This is a genomic window from Micromonospora sp. WMMA1947 (genome assembly GCF_027497355.1).
Taxonomy (GTDB): domain Bacteria; phylum Actinomycetota; class Actinomycetes; order Mycobacteriales; family Micromonosporaceae; genus Micromonospora.
The window spans coordinates 6,193,428-6,211,913 of record NZ_CP114909.1 but is presented as its reverse complement, the minus strand read 5'-3'; the positions used below and the strand labels follow the sequence as shown (position 1 = coordinate 6,211,913).

The following is an 18,486-nucleotide window of genomic DNA, read 5'->3' as shown; positions in this document are numbered from 1 at the left end:
TGCGCAAGTGTGGGCGTCCGAGTGGTGAAGTCGGGTCCAGGTCGTTAGCGTCTGAGCATGGCTGCCAAGGTGCTCGCGATCGTCCTGGCCGGCGGGGAGGGCAAGCGCCTGATGCCCCTGACGACCGACCGGGCGAAGCCCGCCGTCCCCTTCGGCGGGATGTACCGCATGGTCGACTTCGTCCTGTCCAACCTGGCGAACGCCGGCTTCCTCAAGATCGTGGTGCTGACCCAGTACAAGTCGCACTCGCTGGACCGCCACATCACCAAGACCTGGCGGATGTCGACGCTGCTCGGCAACTACGTCACGCCGGTGCCCGCGCAGCAGCGCCGCGGCCCGTGGTGGTTCGCCGGCTCGGCCGACGCGATCTACCAGAGCTTCAACCTGATCAACGACGAGCAGCCCGACTACGTGATCGTCTTCGGCGCCGACCACATCTACCGGATGGACCCCCGGCAGATGGTCGACGACCACATCGCCTCCGGGGCCGGGGTGACGGTCGCGGGCATCCGGCAGCCGTTGTCGACGGCCGACCAGTTCGGCGTGATCGAGGTCGGCGAGGACGGCAAGCGCATCCGCGCGTTCCGGGAGAAGCCCACCGACGCGGTCGGGCTGCCCGACGCGCCGGACCAGATCTACGCCTCGATGGGCAACTACGTGTTCACCACCCGGGCGCTGTGCGAGGCGGTCGAGCGCGACGCGGCGGACAAGACGAGCAAGCACGACATGGGCGGCAGCATCATCCCGATGCTCGTCGAGCGCGGCGAGGCCAACGTCTACGACTTCAAGGACAACGAGGTGCCGGGCAGCACCGACCGCGACCGCGGCTACTGGCGGGACGTGGGGACGCTCGACTCGTTCTACGACGCGCACATGGATCTGATCAACGTGCACCCGGTGTTCAACCTCTACAACTTCGAGTGGCCGATCTACACCGAGCAGCCGCCGTACCCGCCGGCCAAGTTCGTGCACGCCTGGGGCGAGCGCGTGGGCCGCGCGGTCAGCTCGATGGTCTCGCCCGGCTCGGTGATCTCCGGCTCGTTGGTGGAGAACTCGATCGTGGCGCCGAAGGTGAAGGTGCACTCCTGGGCGCACGTCGACGGCGCCGTGCTGATGGAGGGTGTCCAGATCGGCCGCCACGCGGTCGTCCGGCGCGCGATCCTGGACAAGAACGTCCACGTCCCGGAGGGCGCCGAGATCGGCGTCGACCTGGAGAAGGACCGCCAGCGCTACACCGTGTCCGACAACGGCATCGTCGTCATCGGCAAGGGCCAGCGCGTCGAGCCCTGAGCAGTTCCACCGTTTCCCGAGGAGGATCCCGCAGTGGCCCACCCCCGTGCCGGCCGGCCCGCCCAGCCCGACGACCTGGTCGACGTGCCCCGGCTGGTCACCGCCTACTACGCCGAGCACCCGGACCCGGACGACCCGGCGCAGCAGGTCTCCTTCGGCACCTCCGGGCACCGCGGGTCCAGCCTGCGCAACGCCTTCAACTCCGACCACATCCTCGCGGTCACCCAGGCGCTCTGCGACTACCGCCGCGAGCAGGGCCTTTCCGGGCCGCTGTTCCTCGGCCGGGACACCCACGCGCTGTCCGCGCCGGCCGAGGCCGACGCGCTGGAGGTGCTCGCCGCCAACGACGTCACAGTGCTGCGCGACAGCCGCGACGGCTACACCCCGACGCCCGCGGTCTCGCACGCCATCCTCACCCACAACCGGGGGCGCACCAGCGGCCTCGCCGACGGCATCGTGATCACCCCGTCGCACAACCCGCCGTCCGACGGCGGCTTCAAGTACAACCCCACCAACGGCGGGCCCGCCGACACCGACGCCACCAAGTGGATCCAGGACCGCGCGAACGCCATCCTCGCCGCCGGGCTCAAGGAGGTGAAACGCATCCCGTACGCGCGGGCGCGCGCCGCCGACACCACCGGCGAGTACGACTTCCTCGCCCGGTACGTCGACGACCTGCCCGCCGCGCTGGACATCGACGCGATCCGCGACGCCGGGGTGCGCATCGGCGCGGACCCGATGGGCGGGGCGAGCGTGGCGTACTGGGGGGAGATCGCCGAGCGGCACCGCCTCGACCTCACCGTGATCAACCCGCTCGTGGACCCGACGTGGCGGTTCATGACGCTCGACGGCGACGGCAAGATCCGGATGGACTGCTCGTCGCCGAACGCGATGGCCTCGCTGATCGCCGCCCGGGACGACTACGCGGTCTCCACCGGCAACGACGCCGACGCCGACCGGCACGGCATCGTCACGCCCGACGGCGGCCTGATGAACCCCAACCACTACCTGGCCGTGGCGATCGGCCACCTGTTCCGTACCCGGGAGCAGTGGGGTCCGGCCGCGGCGGTGGGCAAGACGCTCGTCTCCTCCTCGATGATCGACCGGGTCGCGGCCGACCTGGGCCGCCCGCTGCTGGAGGTGCCGGTCGGGTTCAAGTGGTTCGTGCCCGGCCTGCTCGACGGCACCGTCGGCTTCGGCGGCGAGGAGAGCGCCGGCGCGTCGTTCCTGCGCCGCGACGGCAGCACGTGGACCACCGACAAGGACGGCATCCTGCTCTGCCTGCTCGCCGCCGAGATCATCGCCACCACCGGCCGTACGCCCAGCGAGCACTGGGCCGAGCTGGCCGACCGCTTCGGCGCGCCCGCGTACGCCCGGATCGACGCGCCGGCCGACCGGGCGCAGAAGGCCGTTCTGGCGAAGCTGTCGCCGGAGCAGGTCACCGCGACCGAGCTGGCCGGTGAGCCGATCACCGCGACCCTCACCACCGCGCCCGGCAACGGCGCCGCGATCGGCGGGCTCAAGGTGACCACCGGGTCGGGCTGGTTCGCCGCCCGGCCGTCCGGCACCGAGGACGTCTACAAGATCTACGCCGAGTCGTTCCAGGGCCCGGAGCACCTGGCCCGGATCCAGGAGGAGGCCAAGGCGCTGGTCGACGGGGTGCTCGCCACCGCCTGACCCGGCTCAGCGGGGCGGGGGCAGCTCCCTGCGGTTGAGCTGCTCCCGCAACCCGTCCGGCAACAGTTCCCGCAGCTGGTCCGGCAGCAGCGGCAGGTCCAGCAGGCTCAGCTTGAGCTGGTTGCGCTCCTGGTAGCGGCGCGGGTCGAGGCGGACCACGCGGCCGGCGTCCTTGACGTACCGGATGTGCACCGAACCCTCGGTCGCCGCCTGCCGGATCAGGAGGCCGTCCATCTCCACCGCCACCGGTGCCGAGTCCGCGCGCAGCTCCAGGTGCACCGTCTCGTGCGCGGAGAGCAGCACCGAGCGGGAGATCCCGGCCATCGGCGCGGACGGCGTCACCACCATCGCCTCCGTGGCCGGTGAGATCAGTGGGCCGCCGGCGGCGTAGCTGTACGCGGTCGAGCCGGTCGGCGTGCTCACCACCAGCGCGTCGCAGCGGTAGTAGCCGTACCGCTGGCCGTCCACCGCCAGCGTGGCGGTGACGAACCCGGCGCCGGGCTGCCGGACCAGGGCGATGTCGTTGAACGCCACCACGTCGTCGCCGCAGACGTCGCAGGCCAGGCAGGCGTGCGACTCGACGGTGAAGTCGTGCTCCACCAGCCGTTCCAGCGCCCGGGGCAGATCGGGCGGCTCCACCTCGACCAGGAAGCCCACTCGGCCCAGATGTACGCCGAGCACCGGCTTCGGGTCGCGGACGGCCATCCGCAGCGCGCCGAGCATGGTGCCGTCGCCACCGATGCTGATCAGCGCGGCGCAGCGGTCGGCCAGTTCGTCCGCGGCGATCGCCTCCACCGAGGCGGGTACCCGCGCGCGGTCCTCGGCGCGTACCGCGAGGGTGATCCGGTGCCGGGCGGCCCAGTCCGCGATGATCCGCACCACCTCGGAGACGTCCCGGGTGGGGTGCAGCACCAGCCCCAGCACATCTCCCGCCACCGGTACAGCTCATCACAGGGGCGTGCCGCCCGCCGGGCTTACCCGCAGGCGTGACGCGGGGGACGTGCCCCGAACAGGTGATTTCCGTACCCGGGTGCCGGTCCGGCTCGTTGGACGCGAGGTAGGGCGTGGGGACGAGTGGAGAGTCGATGCATGTCGTGATCATGGCGGGCGGCGCGGGGGTCCGGCTGCGTCCCTACACCTCCACGCTGCCGAAACCGCTCGTGCCGATCGGGGAGAGCCACGCGATCCTCGAGATCGTGCTGCGCCAGCTCGCGGATCGCGGTTTCACCCACGTCATCCTGGCGATCAACCACCTGGGCGCGCTGATCCGGGCCTTCGTCGGCGACGGCTCGCGGTTCGGCCTGGCCGTCGACTACGTCGAGGAGGACCGGCCGCTGTCCACCATCGGCCCGCTCTTCGGCATCCGGCACCGCCTGCCCGAGCACTTCCTGGTGATGAACGGCGACGTGCTCACCGACCTCGACTACGCCGACCTGCTGGCCACCCACGCGCGGTCGGGCGCACCGCTGACCGTCGCCACCTACCGGCGTACCGTGAAGATCGACTTCGGGGTCCTGGAGCTGGCCGGGGACAAGATCACTTCCTTCTCCGAGAAGCCCGTCCTGCACTACCGGGTGAGCATGGGTGTCTATGGGCTCTCCCGGAACACCATCGCCCACTACCCGGCGGGGCAGCCGTTCGGGTTCGACCAGCTGGTGCTGGACCTGCTGGGCCGGGGCGAGCCACCGGCCGGCTACGAGTTCGACGGCTACTGGCTGGACATCGGCCGCCCCGAGGACTACGACGAGGCCAACCGCTGCTTCGCTGAGCTGCGGGACGTGCTCCTGCCCGCCGGCGCGCCGGCCGGGGCATGATGCGCGTCCTCCTCTTCGGCGCCTCCGGCTTCATCGGCGCGCACGTACGACGGGAACTGGCGACCACCGCCGAGGTGGTGTGCCCGTCGCGCGCCGAGTGCGACCTGGTCACCGCGACGCCGGAGGCGCTGCGGGCGCTGCTCGGCCGGGCCGGGCCGGACGCCGTGGTCAGCTGCGCGGGCGCGGTCAGCGGCGCGGCCGAGGATCTCGTCCGGGCGAACACGACGGCGACCGCCAAGCTGGTGGACGCGGTCGCCGACGCCGCACCCGGCGCACGGCTGGTCCGTCTCGGCTCCGCGGCCGAGTACGGTCCGGTGCCGTTCGGCACCGCGGCCACCGAGGACCTTCCCCCGGCCCCGGTCAGCGCCTACGGCGTGAGCCAGGCGGCGGCGACCCGGCTCATGGAGCTGGCGGCCGACGCCGGCCGGGTGGACGCGGTCGTGCTCCGGGTGTTCAACCCCGTCGGCCCCGGCATGCCCGGCACCACACTGCTCGGCCGGGTGGCGGCGCTGCTGGCCCGCCTCGCGCCCGGCGACGACCTGCGCACCGGTCCGCTCGGGGCGTACCGGGACTTCGTCGACGTCCGGGATGTGGCCGCCGCGGTCCGGCGGGCCGTGACCGTCACCGCGCCCGGGGCTCGTGTCCTCAACGTGGGCAGCGGCCGGGCGGTGCCGGTGCGCGACGCCGTCCACCTGCTGGTCTCGGTCGCCGGCCGGCCGGTCCGCGTCCTTGAGGACCGCCCACCGTCCCCCCGGTCCGCCGAGGTCGGCTGGATGCGCGCCGACGTCGGCCGGGCCGCCTCGGTCCTGGGGTGGGTCCCCGAACACGACCTGTACGACTCGGTCGGTGCGCTGTGGAGTCAGGCGGCACCGGCTCGTGGAACCGACCCGGTACCGGTCACCGCCGGACCGGCGCAGAGGAGGAGCGAACCATGACGGCACACTCGTCCGGCGGACCGGTGGTGGTGACCGGAGCCGGTGGCTTCATCGGGTCCCACCTGGTCGAGGCCCTCGTCGCCGCGGGCCACCCGGTACGCGCCCTCGTGCACTACAACGGCGCCGGATCGCACGGCTGGCTGGACACCTTCGATCCGGACCAGTTGGCGGGCGTCGAGGTCGTGGCGGGGGACATCCGCGACCGGGGAATGGTGCAGCGGCTGGTCGACGGTGCCTCCACCGTCTACCACCTGGCCGCGCTGGGCGGCATCCCGTACTCGTACCTGGCACCGCAGTCCTACGTGGACACCAACATCACCGGCACGCTCAACGTGCTGGAGAGCGCGCGGACCGCCGGCGTGGGCCGCGTCGTCGTCACCTCCACCAGCGAGGTGTACGGGACGGCCACCACGGTCCCGATGACCGAGCAGCACCGGCTGCGCGGGCAGTCGCCGTACTCGGCCTCCAAGATCGGTGCGGACAAGCTGGCCGAGAGCTACCACCTCAGTTTCGGCCTGCCGGTGGTCACCCTCCGGCCGTTCAACACGTACGGCCCGCGTCAGTCCACCAGGGCGGTCATCCCCACCATCATCAGCCAGCTGGCCAAGGACGGCGGGGTGGTCCGGCTCGGCGCGCTGCGTACCACCCGCGACCTGCTTTACGTGACGGACACCGTGGCGGCCTTCCGAGCCGTCGGCACCGCGCCCGACGAGGCGGTCGTGGGCGGCGTGTTCCAGGCCGCGACCGGCCGGGAGACCTCGATCGGCGACCTGGTGCGCAAGATCGCCGCGATGTTCGGCGTCCAGCCGGAGGTGGAGGTCTCCGAGTCCCGGCTCCGCCCCGCGGAGTCCGAGGTCGAGCGCCTGCTCGGCGACGCCGGCCTGCTCCGGGCGCGGACCGGCTGGCAGCCGGCCACGAGCATCGACGAGGGGCTCAAGGCGACCGTCGAGTGGTTCCTCGATCCGGCCAACCTCGCGCGCTACCGCTCCGACCGGGCGGTGTGAGGGTTCCCAGCTCGGTGCCGCAGGAGGCTCGAACGTGATGGTGATGCAGGACAACCGGCGGTCGTCGGCGATCGGTACGGTTCGCGGCGCCGCCGGGCCCGCCCGGCCGGAGGCACCGGTACGGCGAACAGGTGGTCTCGTCTCGGCGGTGCTGCGCGCCACCGCCGTGGTGCTGCTGCTCAACTTCGACCAGTTCACGCGTGAGGTCGGCCGCGGCTTCCTCATCGCCGCGGTCGTGCTCGCGGTGCCGTTGCTCCTGCACGAGATCCTCCGTCCGTCCTCCCGGGCCCGCACGGTGATCTTCTGGGTTCTGGTGGTCTTCGGTGTCCTCGCGTTGCCGGGCTTCCTGCACCCCCCGGAGACCGACTACGGCCGGCAGAAGTTCCTGCTGCTCCTGACGTTGACGATGTTCGCCACGCTGGCGATCGCGGTGCTGCGCGGACGACGTGACGTGGAGATGTTCGCCGCCGTGTTCGTGCTGTCCGGGGTGGTGCTCGCGATCGCCACGCTCACCGGCGATCCGCAGGACGGGCGGGCCGACGGCTTCGGCTCCAACCCGATCTGGCTGGCCCGGGCCATCGGGGGTGCGCTCGTCGCTCTCACCTGGCTCTACCTGCAGAAGCGGGTGGCGGCCTGGTGGGCGGCGGGCCTGGCGGTGCTGCTCGGCCTCGCTCTGTTCGCGACCGGCTCCCGGGGACCGCTCCTGGCCACCGTGGTCGCCCTCTTCGTCCTGGTGCTGGCCGGGTTCCGCCTCAAGCTGCGGCGGGGCCGGCGCGAGTGGGTCGGTCTGGGCCTGATGGGTGCCCTGGTGCTGGCCGTCATCGCCATGCCGTCGCTGCTGCCGCCCCGGGTGTACGCGCTCCTGGTCGACCCGAGCGAGGAGATGGTCGGCACCGCTCGGGCGGAGATGCGTGACGTCAGCGTGCCGATGATCGCCGAGCATCCGGGCGGGGTCGGTTACGGCAACTGGTCCGACTACTCCGGCATGTTGGTGCACAACTACCCGCACAACCTCTGGCTGGAGCTGCCGGCCGAAGCGGGCTGGCTGGTGGGCGGGGCCTTCATCCTGGCCACTCTCGTCGTGGCCGCGGGGCTCTGGCGCGCGACCCGGCGTGACCCGGTCGCCGGGTTCGTCCTGGCGGTGCTGGCGTTCAACGTGGTGGCGGTGTCGACCTCCGGTGACGTGAACGCGGGCCGTCCGCTCTTCGCCGCACTGGCTCTCGGTGTGCTCGTGATGGCCGGTGCGACGCTGCGCACCGGTATGCCGGTCCGCGGCGGGCGGACGCGGCCGGCCGACCGGCCGGGTGTCCCTGGGTGAGGTGGCGTGCCAGGCGGCTCGCCATGTCGAGCGGGCGGCGCGGAGTGGTGGGCATCGCCGCCGGATCGGCCGGCGGTCAACTGCTGGCGCTGGCCGCGGCGCCGTTGCTGGCGAGGCTCTACCGCCCTGTCGATTTCGGCGTCCTCGCGGTGGTCGCCGCACTGGTGGTGATCGCGGGCACGGTGGCCGCGCTCCGGTTCGAGATGGCGGTTCCGCTGCCGGAACGGGAGGCGGACGCACGGGCGCTGGTGCGGCTCGGTCTCGCCGCGGCCGCGGGTACGGCGCTCCTGGGATCGGTCGTGGTCCTGCTGGTGGGAGACCGGGTGGCCGCCTGGTTCGGTCAGCCCGAACTGGTCCACTGGCTCTGGGTGGTGCCGCCCTCCGCCGCGGCGATGGGTGTCGTTTTGGTGCTCAACCAGTTCGCGGTGCGGCATCGTCGGTACGGCGTGATCGGCCGGCGCAACCTCCTGCAGTCCCTGGCGGTCGTGGTCACCCAGGTCGGGGCGGGGGTGGCGGGGCTTCGTCCCGGTGGCCTGGCGCTCGGCTTCGGGTTCGGTCAGGTCGCGGCCGCCGCGGTCCTGCTCCGGGGCGCCGGGGGACGCGACGCGACCGCCCGGACGCCTCGGCGGCGGCCCCGCCTGCTGGCGGTGGCGCGCCGCTACCGGCGGTTTCCCTTCCTGCTGGCTCCGTCCGGCCTGCTCAACATTCTCGGCATGCAGTTGCCGGTGCTGCTCATCGCCTACTGGTACGGCTCGGCGGTGGCCGGCTGGCTGGGGCTGACCCAGCGGATGATCGCCATGCCCGCCGCGCTCGTGGCGTCCGCGGTGGCGCAGGTCTACCTGGGGGAGATCGCGCGGATCGCGCGGGAGCAGCCGCGGGGCGGCCGGCGCGTCTTCCTGGGCGCCAGCCGGAAGCTGGCTCTGATCGCGGGTCCCGGCGCGCTCCTCGTCGTGGTCGCCGCGCCCACGGCCTTCAGCCTGGTCTTCGGCGCGCAGTGGCACAGCAGCGGCGTCTACGCCCAGGCCCTGGCCGTCTTCATGGCGGCTCAGCTCGTCGTCTCGCCGCTGTCGCAGACGCTCGTCGTGTACGAACGCCAGGCTCTCCAGCTCGTCTGGGACGCGGGCCGGGTCGTGGTGGTGGCCGGTGCCGTCTCGGTGGTGGCGCTGGCCGGCGGGTCACCGCTGACCGCGGTGTGGGCGTTCGGGGTGTCCGGCGCGCTGGCGTACGGGGTCGGGTGGCTGATGTCGCTGCGCGTCGTGACGGCGGCCGGACGCGAACACGGCCGTCCTCGTCCCGCGCCGCGACTCGTCCCACAGAGCTGAGGCTCCTCGTCGTCATGTCCGTGTACCGGAAGGAATGGTTGACCCCGCTATGACGAACGACCCGCACCCGGAGCCGGCTCCGCGCCTGCTCATCGTCTCGTACCACTTCCCGCCGGCGGAGACCGTCGGTGCCCGCCGGCCCGCCGCCCTCGCGGCGTACGCGGCGCGACAGGGGTGGGACGTCCGGGTACTCACCGCCGTCGGCGCGGACCAGGGCGGAGCTCCCGTCCCGGTGCCCGAGGACCGGCTGATCCGGATCGCACCGGCACCGCGTCTTCCCCGGCCCGGCGGCAGCGGGCACGGCTCGGCGGCGGGCGGCCCGGCACCCGTGCGTTCCCGCCTCGGCCGGACCCGCGCGGGTGCCCGACGGCTGCTGGTCAGGGCCGGCATGGAGCTGTTGCTGCCGGACCCACAGCTCAACTGGATCCGGCCGCCGGTGCGCGAGTTCGACAGGTTCGCGGCGGGCTGGCGCCCGGACGTCATCCTCGTGTCCGGCCCGCCCTTCTCCGGGTTCGTCGTGGCCGCGACGCTCGCCCGGCGGTTCCGGGTGCCCTGGGTCGCCGACTACCGGGATCTGTGGTCCGTCGGCAACGACCACTGGGTACGGACGCCGCTGCGCCGGGCTGTCGACGAGCGGCTGGAACGCCGGGTGCTGCGTACCGTGGCGGCGTGCGTGACGATCTCGGAGCCGCTGGCCGAGACGATCCGCCGCACGTTCGGGGTCCGGACGCACGTGGTCATGAACGGCATCGACCGCCGGCCCGCACCCGCGACCCCGGCCGGTGTCGAGGTGCCGTCCGGCACACTCACGCTCGCGCACACCGGTTACATCTATCCGGGCAAGCGTGACCCCGGTCCTCTCCTCGACGCGATCGCCCTGCTCGGGCCGGACGCCGCGAAGGTGCATGTGATCTTCGCGGGGGAGGACCACGGCATCGTCCGCGCCGCCGCCGAACGAGCCGGCGTGACCGACTCCGTCACCCTTCTCGGCCAGGTCTCGCCGGAGAAGTCGTGGCGGATCCAGGCGGACGCGGACGCGCTCGTGCTGCTCATGTGGAACGACCCCCGGGACGCCGGCACGATGACCGGCAAGATCTTCGACTACCTCCAGGCCCGCCGTCCCGTCCTCCTGCTCGGCTTCGCGGACGGCGTGGCCGCACGCCTGCTGCGTGATCGCGGCGCGGGTGTCGTGGCGAACGATCCGGCCGCGATCGCGGCCCGGTTGCGGGAGTGGCTGGCCGTGAAGGACCGGACCGGACGGGTGCCGGCGGTGCCGGCGACCGCGCTCGACGGACTGTTCCGGGAGGACCAGCTCGGCCGCTACCTCGACATCCTCCGAGGCGTGACCCGAGGGGACGTGCGTCCGGGACACCCCGTGCACTGAGCGGTCCCGGCCGCAGGGCGCCGGCGCACCTCGGAGGTGCGCCGGCGCCGTACGTCAGCGTCCGGACCGCAGGGCGACCGGTGACCGCCGGTCCGGCCGGCCGGCGGCGACCTCGGCGACGGTCCGGTAGAACCACGCCCGGCGGGCGTCGAGCGTTTCGGCGGAGAAGTCACGGGCCCGGCCGAGGTTGCGGGCCGAGGCCGCCGCCAGCCGGTCCGGGGCGGCGAGCATCGCGGTGACGGTGGCGGCGAGGGCGGCCGGGTCGTCGGGCGGCACCAGGCAGTCCGGTTCGAGCAGCTCCGGGATGCCGCCGGCGGTCGAACCCACGGCCGGGAGCGCCCTGGCCATCGCCTCGATGAGCGCCCGGGGCAGACCTTCGGTGCGCGACGGCATCACGAACAGGTCCGCCGAGTCCAGCGTCCGGCGGACCGCCTCGGCGTCGGGGAGAGGGCCGGTGAAGCTCACCCGGCCGGCCACGCCCGACCGGGCGGCCAACTGCTCCAGGTGGGGCCGGTAGGCACCCACGCCGACGTGCACGAGCCGGGCCCGCGGCCCGTCGGCGGGCATCAGCGCCAGCGCCGAGATGAGCGTGTCGATGCCCTTGTAGAGCTGTTCGAGCGAGCCGACCGACACCAGCGTCGGCACCGCCGGCGGTTGCCGGAGCGGCCGGGCGTGCGGGACGAACGCCGCGGGTGGCAGATCGACGCTGGAGATGCCCGCCGTCGGCGTGGTCGGCAGCGTCGGGTACCGCAGTTGCAGGCGCCGTTCCGTCTCGTACGCCACCGCGGCGGCTTCCCGGCACTGCCTGCGCAGCGTGCGGGTGGACAGCGTCCGCAGCACGGGCCGCAGCGGATGCCGGACGACCCCCGGGGCGAGCACGTCGTACGGATCGCCGATCACCTCGAGCGCGTACGGGAGGCGGGCCCGGCTGCGCGCCCGGGCCAGAAGCGCGCCGATCGGCGACGGCACCCGGAGCACCACGGCGTCCCGAGGCTCCGCGGCGGCGGTCACCGCTTCGGCGAGCGTCCGCCGCCCGAGCAGGTAGCCCCGTGGCCCGACGTAGTACGGCAGCGCCCAGACCTCGACGCCGTCTCCGTCGACCCGGGAGGCGGCCGCCGGCCGCTGCGCGACGTCCCGGACCCGGGCGGCGACGCGGACGCGGTCGAAGGCGACCAGGTACCGCCGCCAGATCGTGTGGTCGGGGCCGGCCTCCACCCACACCGCACCGTCCGGAGTCCGGCTGAAGCGCGACTCCGACGTCACCACGACCCGCATCAGGATCTCCCGCCGGTCCGGCAGGTGGCCTCCACCACGTCGGCCACGGCGGCGGCGGCCACCGTGTCGTCGAAGTGCCGCAGGGCGAACTGCTGGGCCCGCTCACCGCGCAGACGGAGCCGGCCGTCGGTGAACTCCCGATGGGCGTTGCGCAGCGCGGCGACCAGCGTCGGCACGTCGTTGCGCGGCACCACCCACCCGGTCGTCTCGTCGACGGTCTCGGGCAGGCCGCCCGCGTCGCTGACGACGCTGGGCACCCCGGAGGCTCCCGCCTCGCAGGCCGCGCCGTGCCCCTCGGAGAGGGAGGGACTGACGCTCAGGTCGGCGGCGCGGTAGCAGTCCCGCACGTCCGACACCGACGTCAACCACGTCACGCTCGGATCCCGGTCGACCTCGAAGCGCCGGATCAGCTCGCGCCGGTGTGTCTCTCCGGCCGGGGAGAAGCCGGCGCCCACCAGGAGCAGCCGGGCGTCCGGGTGGTCGGCGCGGAACTCCCGCCAGGCCGCCAGCAGCACGTCGTGGCCCTTGATGCCGCGGCCCTGGTGGACCAGTCGGCGCGGCGGATAGACGTAGGCGACCATGATGACGACGAAAGCGTCCTCCTCGATGCCGAGTTCGGCGCGCGCCTTGGCGCGCACCTCTCGCCGGCCGGCCGCGCCCTCGAGTTCGGCGAAGTGCGCGGCCCTGGCGCCGTAGGTGACGACCGGGCGCCGGGGCGCGGGACACCCGAGCGCGCCGTAGAGACCGGAGGTGTGGCCGGTGCCGCAGATGGTGACGTGGTCGAGCCGCCACAACGCCCGCTCGACGACCTTGATCAGCGGAGACTCCAGGTAGAGCGGCCCGGCCACCATGTGGACGCGACGCAGCGGCAGGCGCAGGCTCGCGAAGCGGGCGGCGAGCGCGGACGCGTACAGGTGGTACTTGAGGACGTCCGGGCGGAGCCGGCTGATCAGGCGGCGGAGCCGCCACAGGTCCCGCAGCGTCGACGGGCGCGGCCGGAAGCGGAAGTCGAACGGCGAGTCGTGCACCTCGACGCCTCGCTGCCGGAGTTCGCCGGTCAGGCGTCCGGTGGCGCGCGGCAGGACCGCGACGACCTGGTGCCCGCGGCGGCGCAGTTCCTCGACCTGGGGGAGGACCCAGAGCCCGCCCTGGTCCGTCTTCAGCAGGACGACGATCCGCAGCGGACGCGCGCCCGCGCCGGCCGTCACCGGGCGTCCAGGAACTGCTCGACGGCACCGATGACCCGCGCCGCCCGGTCGTCGTCCAGTGCGGAACCGCTGGGCAGGGTGAGACCCTGGGCGAACAGCCGGTCCGCGGCGCCCGTGACGACCGACCGGCACCCGGCGAAGACCGGCTGCCGGTGCATCGGCTTCCACACGTGCCGGGTCTCGATGTCGCGCGCGGCCAGGTGCGCCCCGAGGTCCGCCGCCGGCCAGCCGGTCCGCTCGGGGTCGACCACGATGCTGGTCAGCCAGCAGTTCGAGCCCTCGTCCCCGTCGCCGAGCAGCCGGACGCCGGGAACGCCGGAGAACAGCTTGGCGTAGCGCTCGCGGAGCAGCCGGCGGCGCCGCATCATCCCGTCCAGCCGGTGCAGCTGTGCCCGCCCCAGGGCGGCGAGCAGGTTGCTGAGCCGGTAGTTGTAACCCACGTCGACGTGTTCGTAGTGCGGCACGGGTTCGCGTGCCTGGGTCGCCAGGTGTCGGCAGCGGGCGAGCAACGCCTCGTCGTCGGAGAGCAGCATCCCTCCGCCGGAGGTTGTGATGATCTTGTTTCCGTTGAAGGACAGCGCGTTGAGCCGCCCGAAGGAGGCGGCCGGACGCCCGCGGTAGGTCGCGCCCAGCGCCTGCGCGGCGTCCTCGACGACCGGCACTCCCGCCGCCTCGCACACCGGCAGCAGTTCGTCGTAGTCGGCGCAGGTGCCGAACATGTCCGCGATCAGCACCGCGGCGACCTTCTCGCCGGACCGGCCCAGCCGGTCGAGCATCTCGGCGAGCGCTGTCACGTCCATGTTGCCGGTCGCCGGGTCGCAGTCGACGAAGACCGGTTCGGCGCCGGTGTAGACGGCGGCGTTCGCGGTCGCCGCGAAGGTCATGGTCGGTGCCGCCACCACGCTTCCCGGCCCGGCCCCCAGGGCGAGCAGGGCCAGGTGCAGCGCGGACGTACCGGAGTTCAGGGCCAGCGCGTGAGCCGCCCCGACTCGCTGCGCGACCTCCCGCTCGAACGCCTCCACCTCGGGGCCGAGCGGCGCGACCCAGCCCGAGCGGATCGCGCGGAGCACGTAGGACTCCTCCAGGGGCCCGACATCGGGCGGCGACAGGTAGATTCGGCCGGTCATCGAGCCTCCGTCCCCGCAGTGGGATCACAGTCGTGGCATCGAAGGGTCACGGACGGTAAAACGGACGACCTGCCGAGGGGTGATGGCGTACGCCGGGTTCGTGCCGAAAAGCACACGATCGGGCCGCGACCGAGTAGAGTTCGGCGGCCCCGCACAGGAATCGACGAGCCAGGAGCCCCGAGTGCTGCACCTGAGGGTGATCGCGCCGAGTGACCAGTCGTCGGCGGTCGTGGACCTGCTGGCCGCCGATCCCGGCGTCACGCACCTCGTGGTGCTGCCCGGGGCCGCCCGCCAGCCCGCCGGTGACTACGTCACCTGCGACGTCGTCCGGGAGAGCGCCGACGGCGTGCTGAGCCGGCTCCAGGAACTGGGTGTCGAGGCGCACGGGGCGATCGCGGCCGACGACGTGGAGCTGACGCTGTCCGAGGCGGCCGACCGGGCCGCCGAGGAGGCGCCGGGGCACGGCGAGGACGCCGTGGTCTGGGACGAGATCGCCGCGAAGACCGGCGAGCAGACGGTGCTCACCGGCACGTTCCTCGCCCTGATCGTGGTGGCCACCATGATCGCCGGCATCGGCGTGCTGCTGGACCAGCCGATCCTGATCGTCGGCGCGATGGTGGTCGGCCCCGAGTTCGGTCCGCTCGCCGCGCTCTGCGTGGCGCTGCTGCGCCGGCAGCCGCGCGTGGCAGGCCGCTCGGTGCAGGCCCTGACCGTCGGCTTCCTGGTCGCCATGGCGGCGACAGTGCTGAGCACCTGGGCGCTCACCGCAGCGGGCCTGGTCGGCCGGGACATGCTGCTGGCCGAGCGGCCGATGACCGACTTCATCTGGCGCCCGGACGCGTTGTCCTGGGTGGTGGGCCTGCTCGCCGGCATCGCCGGCATGCTGTCGCTGACGTCGAAGAAGTCCGGCTCGCTCGTGGGCGTGCTGATCTCGGTGACCACCGTGCCGGCGGCGGCGAACGTGGCCGTGGCGTCCGCGTACGGCGTGTGGCACGAGGCGGCCGGCTCGGCCCTCCAACTGGTGATCAACCTGGCCGCGATCGTGCTCGCCGGGCTGCTCACGCTCGTGGTGCAGCTGTGCTGGTGGCGGCACGTCGCCCGGCGCGCCGCGCGTCCGGTGCCGCGGCAGCGGGCCGATCAGCGGCCGGCCGCCGCCCTCAGCGCCAGTCGTCGCCCGCGTCGAGACGCCGGCTGAGCAGCGCCGCCAGCGGCACCGACTCGCCGTCGCGACCGCCCCGGCCGACCACCAGCGGCGGTGCGCTGGGCCGCGGGTCGGCCCCGAACAGCCGCGCGCGCAGACCGGGCGTCACGGTGAGCAGGTAGAAGCACCCGTCGGTGTCCACCGCGCGGCTGTGCGCCCGGTCCACGTACCACCCGGTCAGTCGTGTGCGGTAACGCCCGCGCCCGTCGTGGCCGGTCGCGGTCAGCCGGTCGGTGCGCAGCCCGCGCCGCAGCGCCTCGGCGGCGAACCGGGCCACCAGCTCCGCGGCCTCCGCCTGCTCCGCGGCGCGTTCCCGATCAGCGGCCTCCGCGTGCGCCCGCACCGCGTGGCGTCGTCGTTCCCGCCACCGCTCGTCGTCCTCGCCACCCACGACCGCGAGGGTACGCGCGCCGCGCGCACGGCGCGCTGCCGAGCTGAGTCGTCAGCTCGGCAGCGCACCCCGGGAGATCAGGCCAGCCCGGCGCGGCGCAGCGCCTCGGCCATGGCGTCGTTGAGCGGGGCGGAACCGCCGCCACCGCGCCCCGGCCGCTGCTGCTGGCCGCCGCGCGACGCGCCCCGGTCACCCCGCTGGCCACCGCCGCCCTGCCCGCCCCGGCCCTGGCCGCGACCCTGGCCGCCGGCCCGCGGAGCGGCGCCGCCCTGCCCGCCCCGGTCCCGCCGTCCGTCGCCGCCCGCCGGGCGACCACCGCCGGCCGGCGCCTCGTCGTCCAGCCGCAGCGTCAGCGAGATCCGCTTGCGGGGCACGTCCACGTCGAGTACCCGGACCTTGACCACGTCGCCGGACTTCACCACGTCGCGCGGATCCTTCACGAAGGTGTGCGACATGGCCGAGACGTGCACCAGGCCGTCCTGGTGCACGCCCACGTCGACGAACGCGCCGAACGCGGCCACGTTCGTCACCACGCCCTCCAGCACCATGCCCGGCGTCAGGTCGCCGATCCTCTCCACGCCCTCGACGAACGTCGCGGTGCGGAACTCCGGGCGCGGGTCACGGCCGGGCTTCTCCAGCTCGGCCAGGATGTCGGTGACGGTGGGCAGGCCGAACGTCTCGTCGACGAAGTCGGTCGCGCGCAGGCCGCGCAGGATGGCCGACTTCCCGATCAGACCGCGCAGGTCCTGCCCGGTGGAGGAGAGGATGCGGCGCACCACCGGGTACGCCTCCGGGTGCACGCTGGAGGAGTCGAGCGGGTCGTCGCCGCCGGGGATGCGCAGGAAGCCGGCGCACTGCTCGAACGCCTTCGGCCCGAGCCGCGGCACCTTCTTCAGCTCGGCGCGGGTGCGGAACGGCCCGTTGGCGTCGCGGTGCAGCACGATGTTCTCGGCCAGCCCGGCGCCGATGCCGGAGACCCGGGTGAGCAGCGGCGCGGAGGCGGTGTTGACGTCCACGCCGACCGCGTTGACGCAGTCCTCGACCACCGCGTCGAGCGAGCGGGACAGCTTCACCTCGGACAGGTCGTGCTGGTACTGCCCTACCCCGATCGACCGCGGGTCGATCTTTACCAGCTCGGCCAGCGGGTCCTGGAGGCGGCGGGCGATCGACACCGCGCCGCGCAGCGAGACGTCCAGGCCGGGCAGCTCCTGCGAGGCGTACGCGGAGGCGGAGTAGACCGACGCGCCGGCCTCGGAGACCACCACCTTGGTCAGCTTCAGCTCCGGGTGCCGCTTGATCAGGTCACCGGCGAGCTTGTCGGTCTCCCGGCTGGCGGTGCCGTTGCCGATCGCGATCAGCTCGACGCCGTGCGCGGCGGCGAGCGTGGCGAGCGTGTGCAGCGAGGCGTCCCACTGCCGGCGTGGCTCGTGCGGGTAGATCGTGTCGGTGGCGACCACCTTGCCGGTGGCGTCGACCACCGCGACCTTCACCCCGGTACGCAGGCCCGGGTCGAGGCCCATCGTCGCCCGCGCCCCGGCCGGTGCGGCCAGCAGCAGGTCACGCAGGTTGGTGGCGAAGACCCGCACGGCCTCCTCCTCGGCCACCTGCCACAGCCGCATCCGCAGGTCCGCGCCGAGGTGGATGAGGATCCGGGTACGCCAGGCCCAGCGCACCGTGTCGGCCAGCCACTTGTCGGCGGGCCGTCCCTGGTCGCTGATGCCGAAGCGTCCGGCCACGGCGGCCTCGTAGCGGCTCGGTCCGGTCGCCGCGTCGGCGTCGCCCTCGGCCTCCGGGTCCATGGTCAGCTCCAGCACGCCCTCCTTCTCGCCCCGGAACATGGCGAGGATGCGGTGCGAGGGCAGCTTCGGGTACGGCTCGGCGAAGTCGAAGTAGTCGGCGAACTTCGCGCCCGCGGTCTCCTGGCCGTCGCGTACCCGGGAGACCAGCCGGCCCCGCGACCACATCTGCTCGCGCAGCGTGCCGATCAGGTCGGCGTCCTCGGCGAAGCGCTCGATCAGGATGGCCCGCGCCCCGTCCAGGGCGGCCGCGACGTCCGCGACGCCCCTGTCCGGGTCGGCGAACCCGGCGGCGACCGTCTTCGGGTCCTGCGCCGGGTCGGCCAGGAGCGTGTCCGCGAGCGGCTCCAGCCCGGCCTCGCGGGCGATCTGCGCGCGGGTGCGCCGCTTCGGCTTGTAGGGCAGGTAGATGTCTTCCAGGCGGGACTTGGAGTCGGCGGCGAGGATCTGCGCCTCCAGCGCCTCGTCGAGCTTGCCCTGGCTCCGGATCGACTCCAGCACCGCCGCGCGCCGCTCGTCCAGCTCGCGCAGGTAGCGCAGCCGCTCCTCCAGCGTGCGCAGCTGCGCGTCGTCGAGCAGGCCGGTGGCCTCCTTGCGGTAGCGGGCGATGAACGGCACTGTGGCGCCGCCGTCGAGCAGCTCGACTGCCGCCCGCACCTGCCGTTCGGCGACGCCGAGTTCCTCGGCGATGCGCTGGTGCACTGACTGGGTCACGATCTGATCCGCCTTCTCGGGTGGGTTCCC

Annotated in this window: 15 protein-coding genes; 9 read left to right on the top strand and 6 right to left on the bottom strand. The window is 73.5% G+C overall.

The features are described 5' to 3' along the window. Window positions 1–57 precede the first annotated feature (57 nt). Both glgC and pgm read left to right on the top strand, forming a co-directional pair. A complete protein-coding gene (glgC, locus tag O7604_RS29120; protein WP_269700711.1) occupies window positions 58–1,290 on the top strand; it encodes a glucose-1-phosphate adenylyltransferase in 1,233 nt (410 codons plus the stop codon). A 33-nt stretch (window positions 1,291–1,323) separates the two neighbouring features. Further along, window positions 1,324–2,967 carry a phosphoglucomutase (alpha-D-glucose-1,6-bisphosphate-dependent) gene (gene pgm, locus O7604_RS29115; protein ID WP_269700710.1) on the top strand — a complete coding sequence of 548 codons (1,644 nt, stop codon included), beginning with the start codon at window positions 1,324–1,326 and terminating at the stop codon, window positions 2,965–2,967. A gap of 6 nt (window positions 2,968–2,973) precedes the next feature. On the opposite strand, the gene O7604_RS29110 is transcribed toward pgm, so the two are convergent. Further along, window positions 2,974–3,903 carry an NAD(+)/NADH kinase gene (locus tag O7604_RS29110; RefSeq protein ID WP_269700708.1) on the bottom strand — a complete coding sequence of 310 codons (930 nt, stop codon included), beginning with the start codon at window positions 3,901–3,903 and terminating at the stop codon, window positions 2,974–2,976. Between the two features lie 149 nt (window positions 3,904–4,052). Between O7604_RS29110 and O7604_RS29105 the strand changes: the two genes are divergently transcribed. From O7604_RS29105 to O7604_RS29080, 6 genes are read left to right on the top strand one after another with little or no spacing between them, the layout of a single operon-like run. Then, window positions 4,053–4,781: a sugar phosphate nucleotidyltransferase gene (locus tag O7604_RS29105; RefSeq protein WP_281578423.1), complete on the top strand. Its 729-nt coding sequence runs from the start codon at window positions 4,053–4,055 to the stop codon at window positions 4,779–4,781. Continuing rightward, window positions 4,778–5,716 carry an NAD(P)-dependent oxidoreductase gene (locus O7604_RS29100; protein WP_281578422.1) on the top strand — a complete coding sequence of 313 codons (939 nt, stop codon included), beginning with the start codon at window positions 4,778–4,780 and terminating at the stop codon, window positions 5,714–5,716. Before O7604_RS29105 ends, O7604_RS29100 begins: the two co-directional genes overlap by 4 nt. Beyond that, a complete protein-coding gene (locus O7604_RS29095) occupies window positions 5,713–6,720 on the top strand; it encodes an SDR family NAD(P)-dependent oxidoreductase (RefSeq protein ID WP_269700704.1) in 1,008 nt (335 codons plus the stop codon). The genes O7604_RS29100 and O7604_RS29095 overlap by 4 nt, the downstream gene beginning before the upstream one ends. 37 nt (window positions 6,721–6,757) lie before the next feature. After that, window positions 6,758–8,038 carry an O-antigen ligase family protein gene (locus O7604_RS29090; RefSeq protein WP_281580017.1) on the top strand — a complete coding sequence of 427 codons (1,281 nt, stop codon included), beginning with the start codon at window positions 6,758–6,760 and terminating at the stop codon, window positions 8,036–8,038. Window positions 8,039–8,061: 23 nt separating this feature from the next. Then, on the top strand, window positions 8,062–9,360 hold the full coding sequence (locus O7604_RS29085) for an oligosaccharide flippase family protein (RefSeq protein ID WP_281578421.1): 1,299 nt from the start codon (window positions 8,062–8,064) through the stop codon (window positions 9,358–9,360). A 49-nt stretch (window positions 9,361–9,409) separates the two neighbouring features. Beyond that, window positions 9,410–10,744: a glycosyltransferase gene (locus O7604_RS29080; protein ID WP_281578420.1), complete on the top strand. Its 1,335-nt coding sequence runs from the start codon at window positions 9,410–9,412 to the stop codon at window positions 10,742–10,744. Between the two features lie 54 nt (window positions 10,745–10,798). On the opposite strand, the gene O7604_RS29075 is transcribed toward O7604_RS29080, so the two are convergent. Genes O7604_RS29075 through O7604_RS29065 form a run of 3 tightly spaced genes read right to left on the bottom strand, consistent with a single transcriptional unit; the run spans window position 10,799 to window position 14,354 of the window. Continuing rightward, the gene (locus O7604_RS29075) at window positions 10,799–12,019 is read right to left on the bottom strand and encodes a glycosyltransferase (RefSeq protein ID WP_281578419.1); all 1,221 of its coding nucleotides are present in this window, start codon (window positions 12,017–12,019) and stop codon (window positions 10,799–10,801) included. Next, on the bottom strand, window positions 12,019–13,227 hold the full coding sequence (locus tag O7604_RS29070) for a glycosyltransferase family 4 protein (protein ID WP_281578418.1): 1,209 nt from the start codon (window positions 13,225–13,227) through the stop codon (window positions 12,019–12,021). Before O7604_RS29070 ends, O7604_RS29075 begins: the two co-directional genes overlap by 1 nt. Then, the gene (locus tag O7604_RS29065) at window positions 13,224–14,354 is read right to left on the bottom strand and encodes an aminotransferase class I/II-fold pyridoxal phosphate-dependent enzyme (RefSeq protein WP_281578417.1); all 1,131 of its coding nucleotides are present in this window, start codon (window positions 14,352–14,354) and stop codon (window positions 13,224–13,226) included. Before O7604_RS29065 ends, O7604_RS29070 begins: the two co-directional genes overlap by 4 nt. Window positions 14,355–14,535: 181 nt before the next feature. Here O7604_RS29065 and O7604_RS29060 point away from each other — a divergent pair, with 181 nt between their 5' ends. Then, window positions 14,536–15,549 (top strand): DUF389 domain-containing protein, encoded by a 1,014-nt coding sequence (locus O7604_RS29060; protein ID WP_269700698.1) that lies wholly within the window; start codon window positions 14,536–14,538, stop codon window positions 15,547–15,549. Here the strand turns inward: O7604_RS29060 and O7604_RS29055 are convergent. Together O7604_RS29055 and O7604_RS29050 are read right to left on the bottom strand one after the other, a co-directional pair. Next, a complete protein-coding gene (locus O7604_RS29055; RefSeq protein ID WP_269700697.1) occupies window positions 15,512–15,946 on the bottom strand; it encodes a hypothetical protein in 435 nt (144 codons plus the stop codon). The genes O7604_RS29060 and O7604_RS29055 overlap by 38 nt on opposite strands. Before the next feature lie 77 nt (window positions 15,947–16,023). Then, entirely contained in the window at window positions 16,024–18,456 is a 2,433-nt protein-coding gene (locus O7604_RS29050; RefSeq protein ID WP_281578416.1) for a Tex family protein, read from the bottom strand. Window positions 18,457–18,486 lie beyond the last annotated feature (30 nt).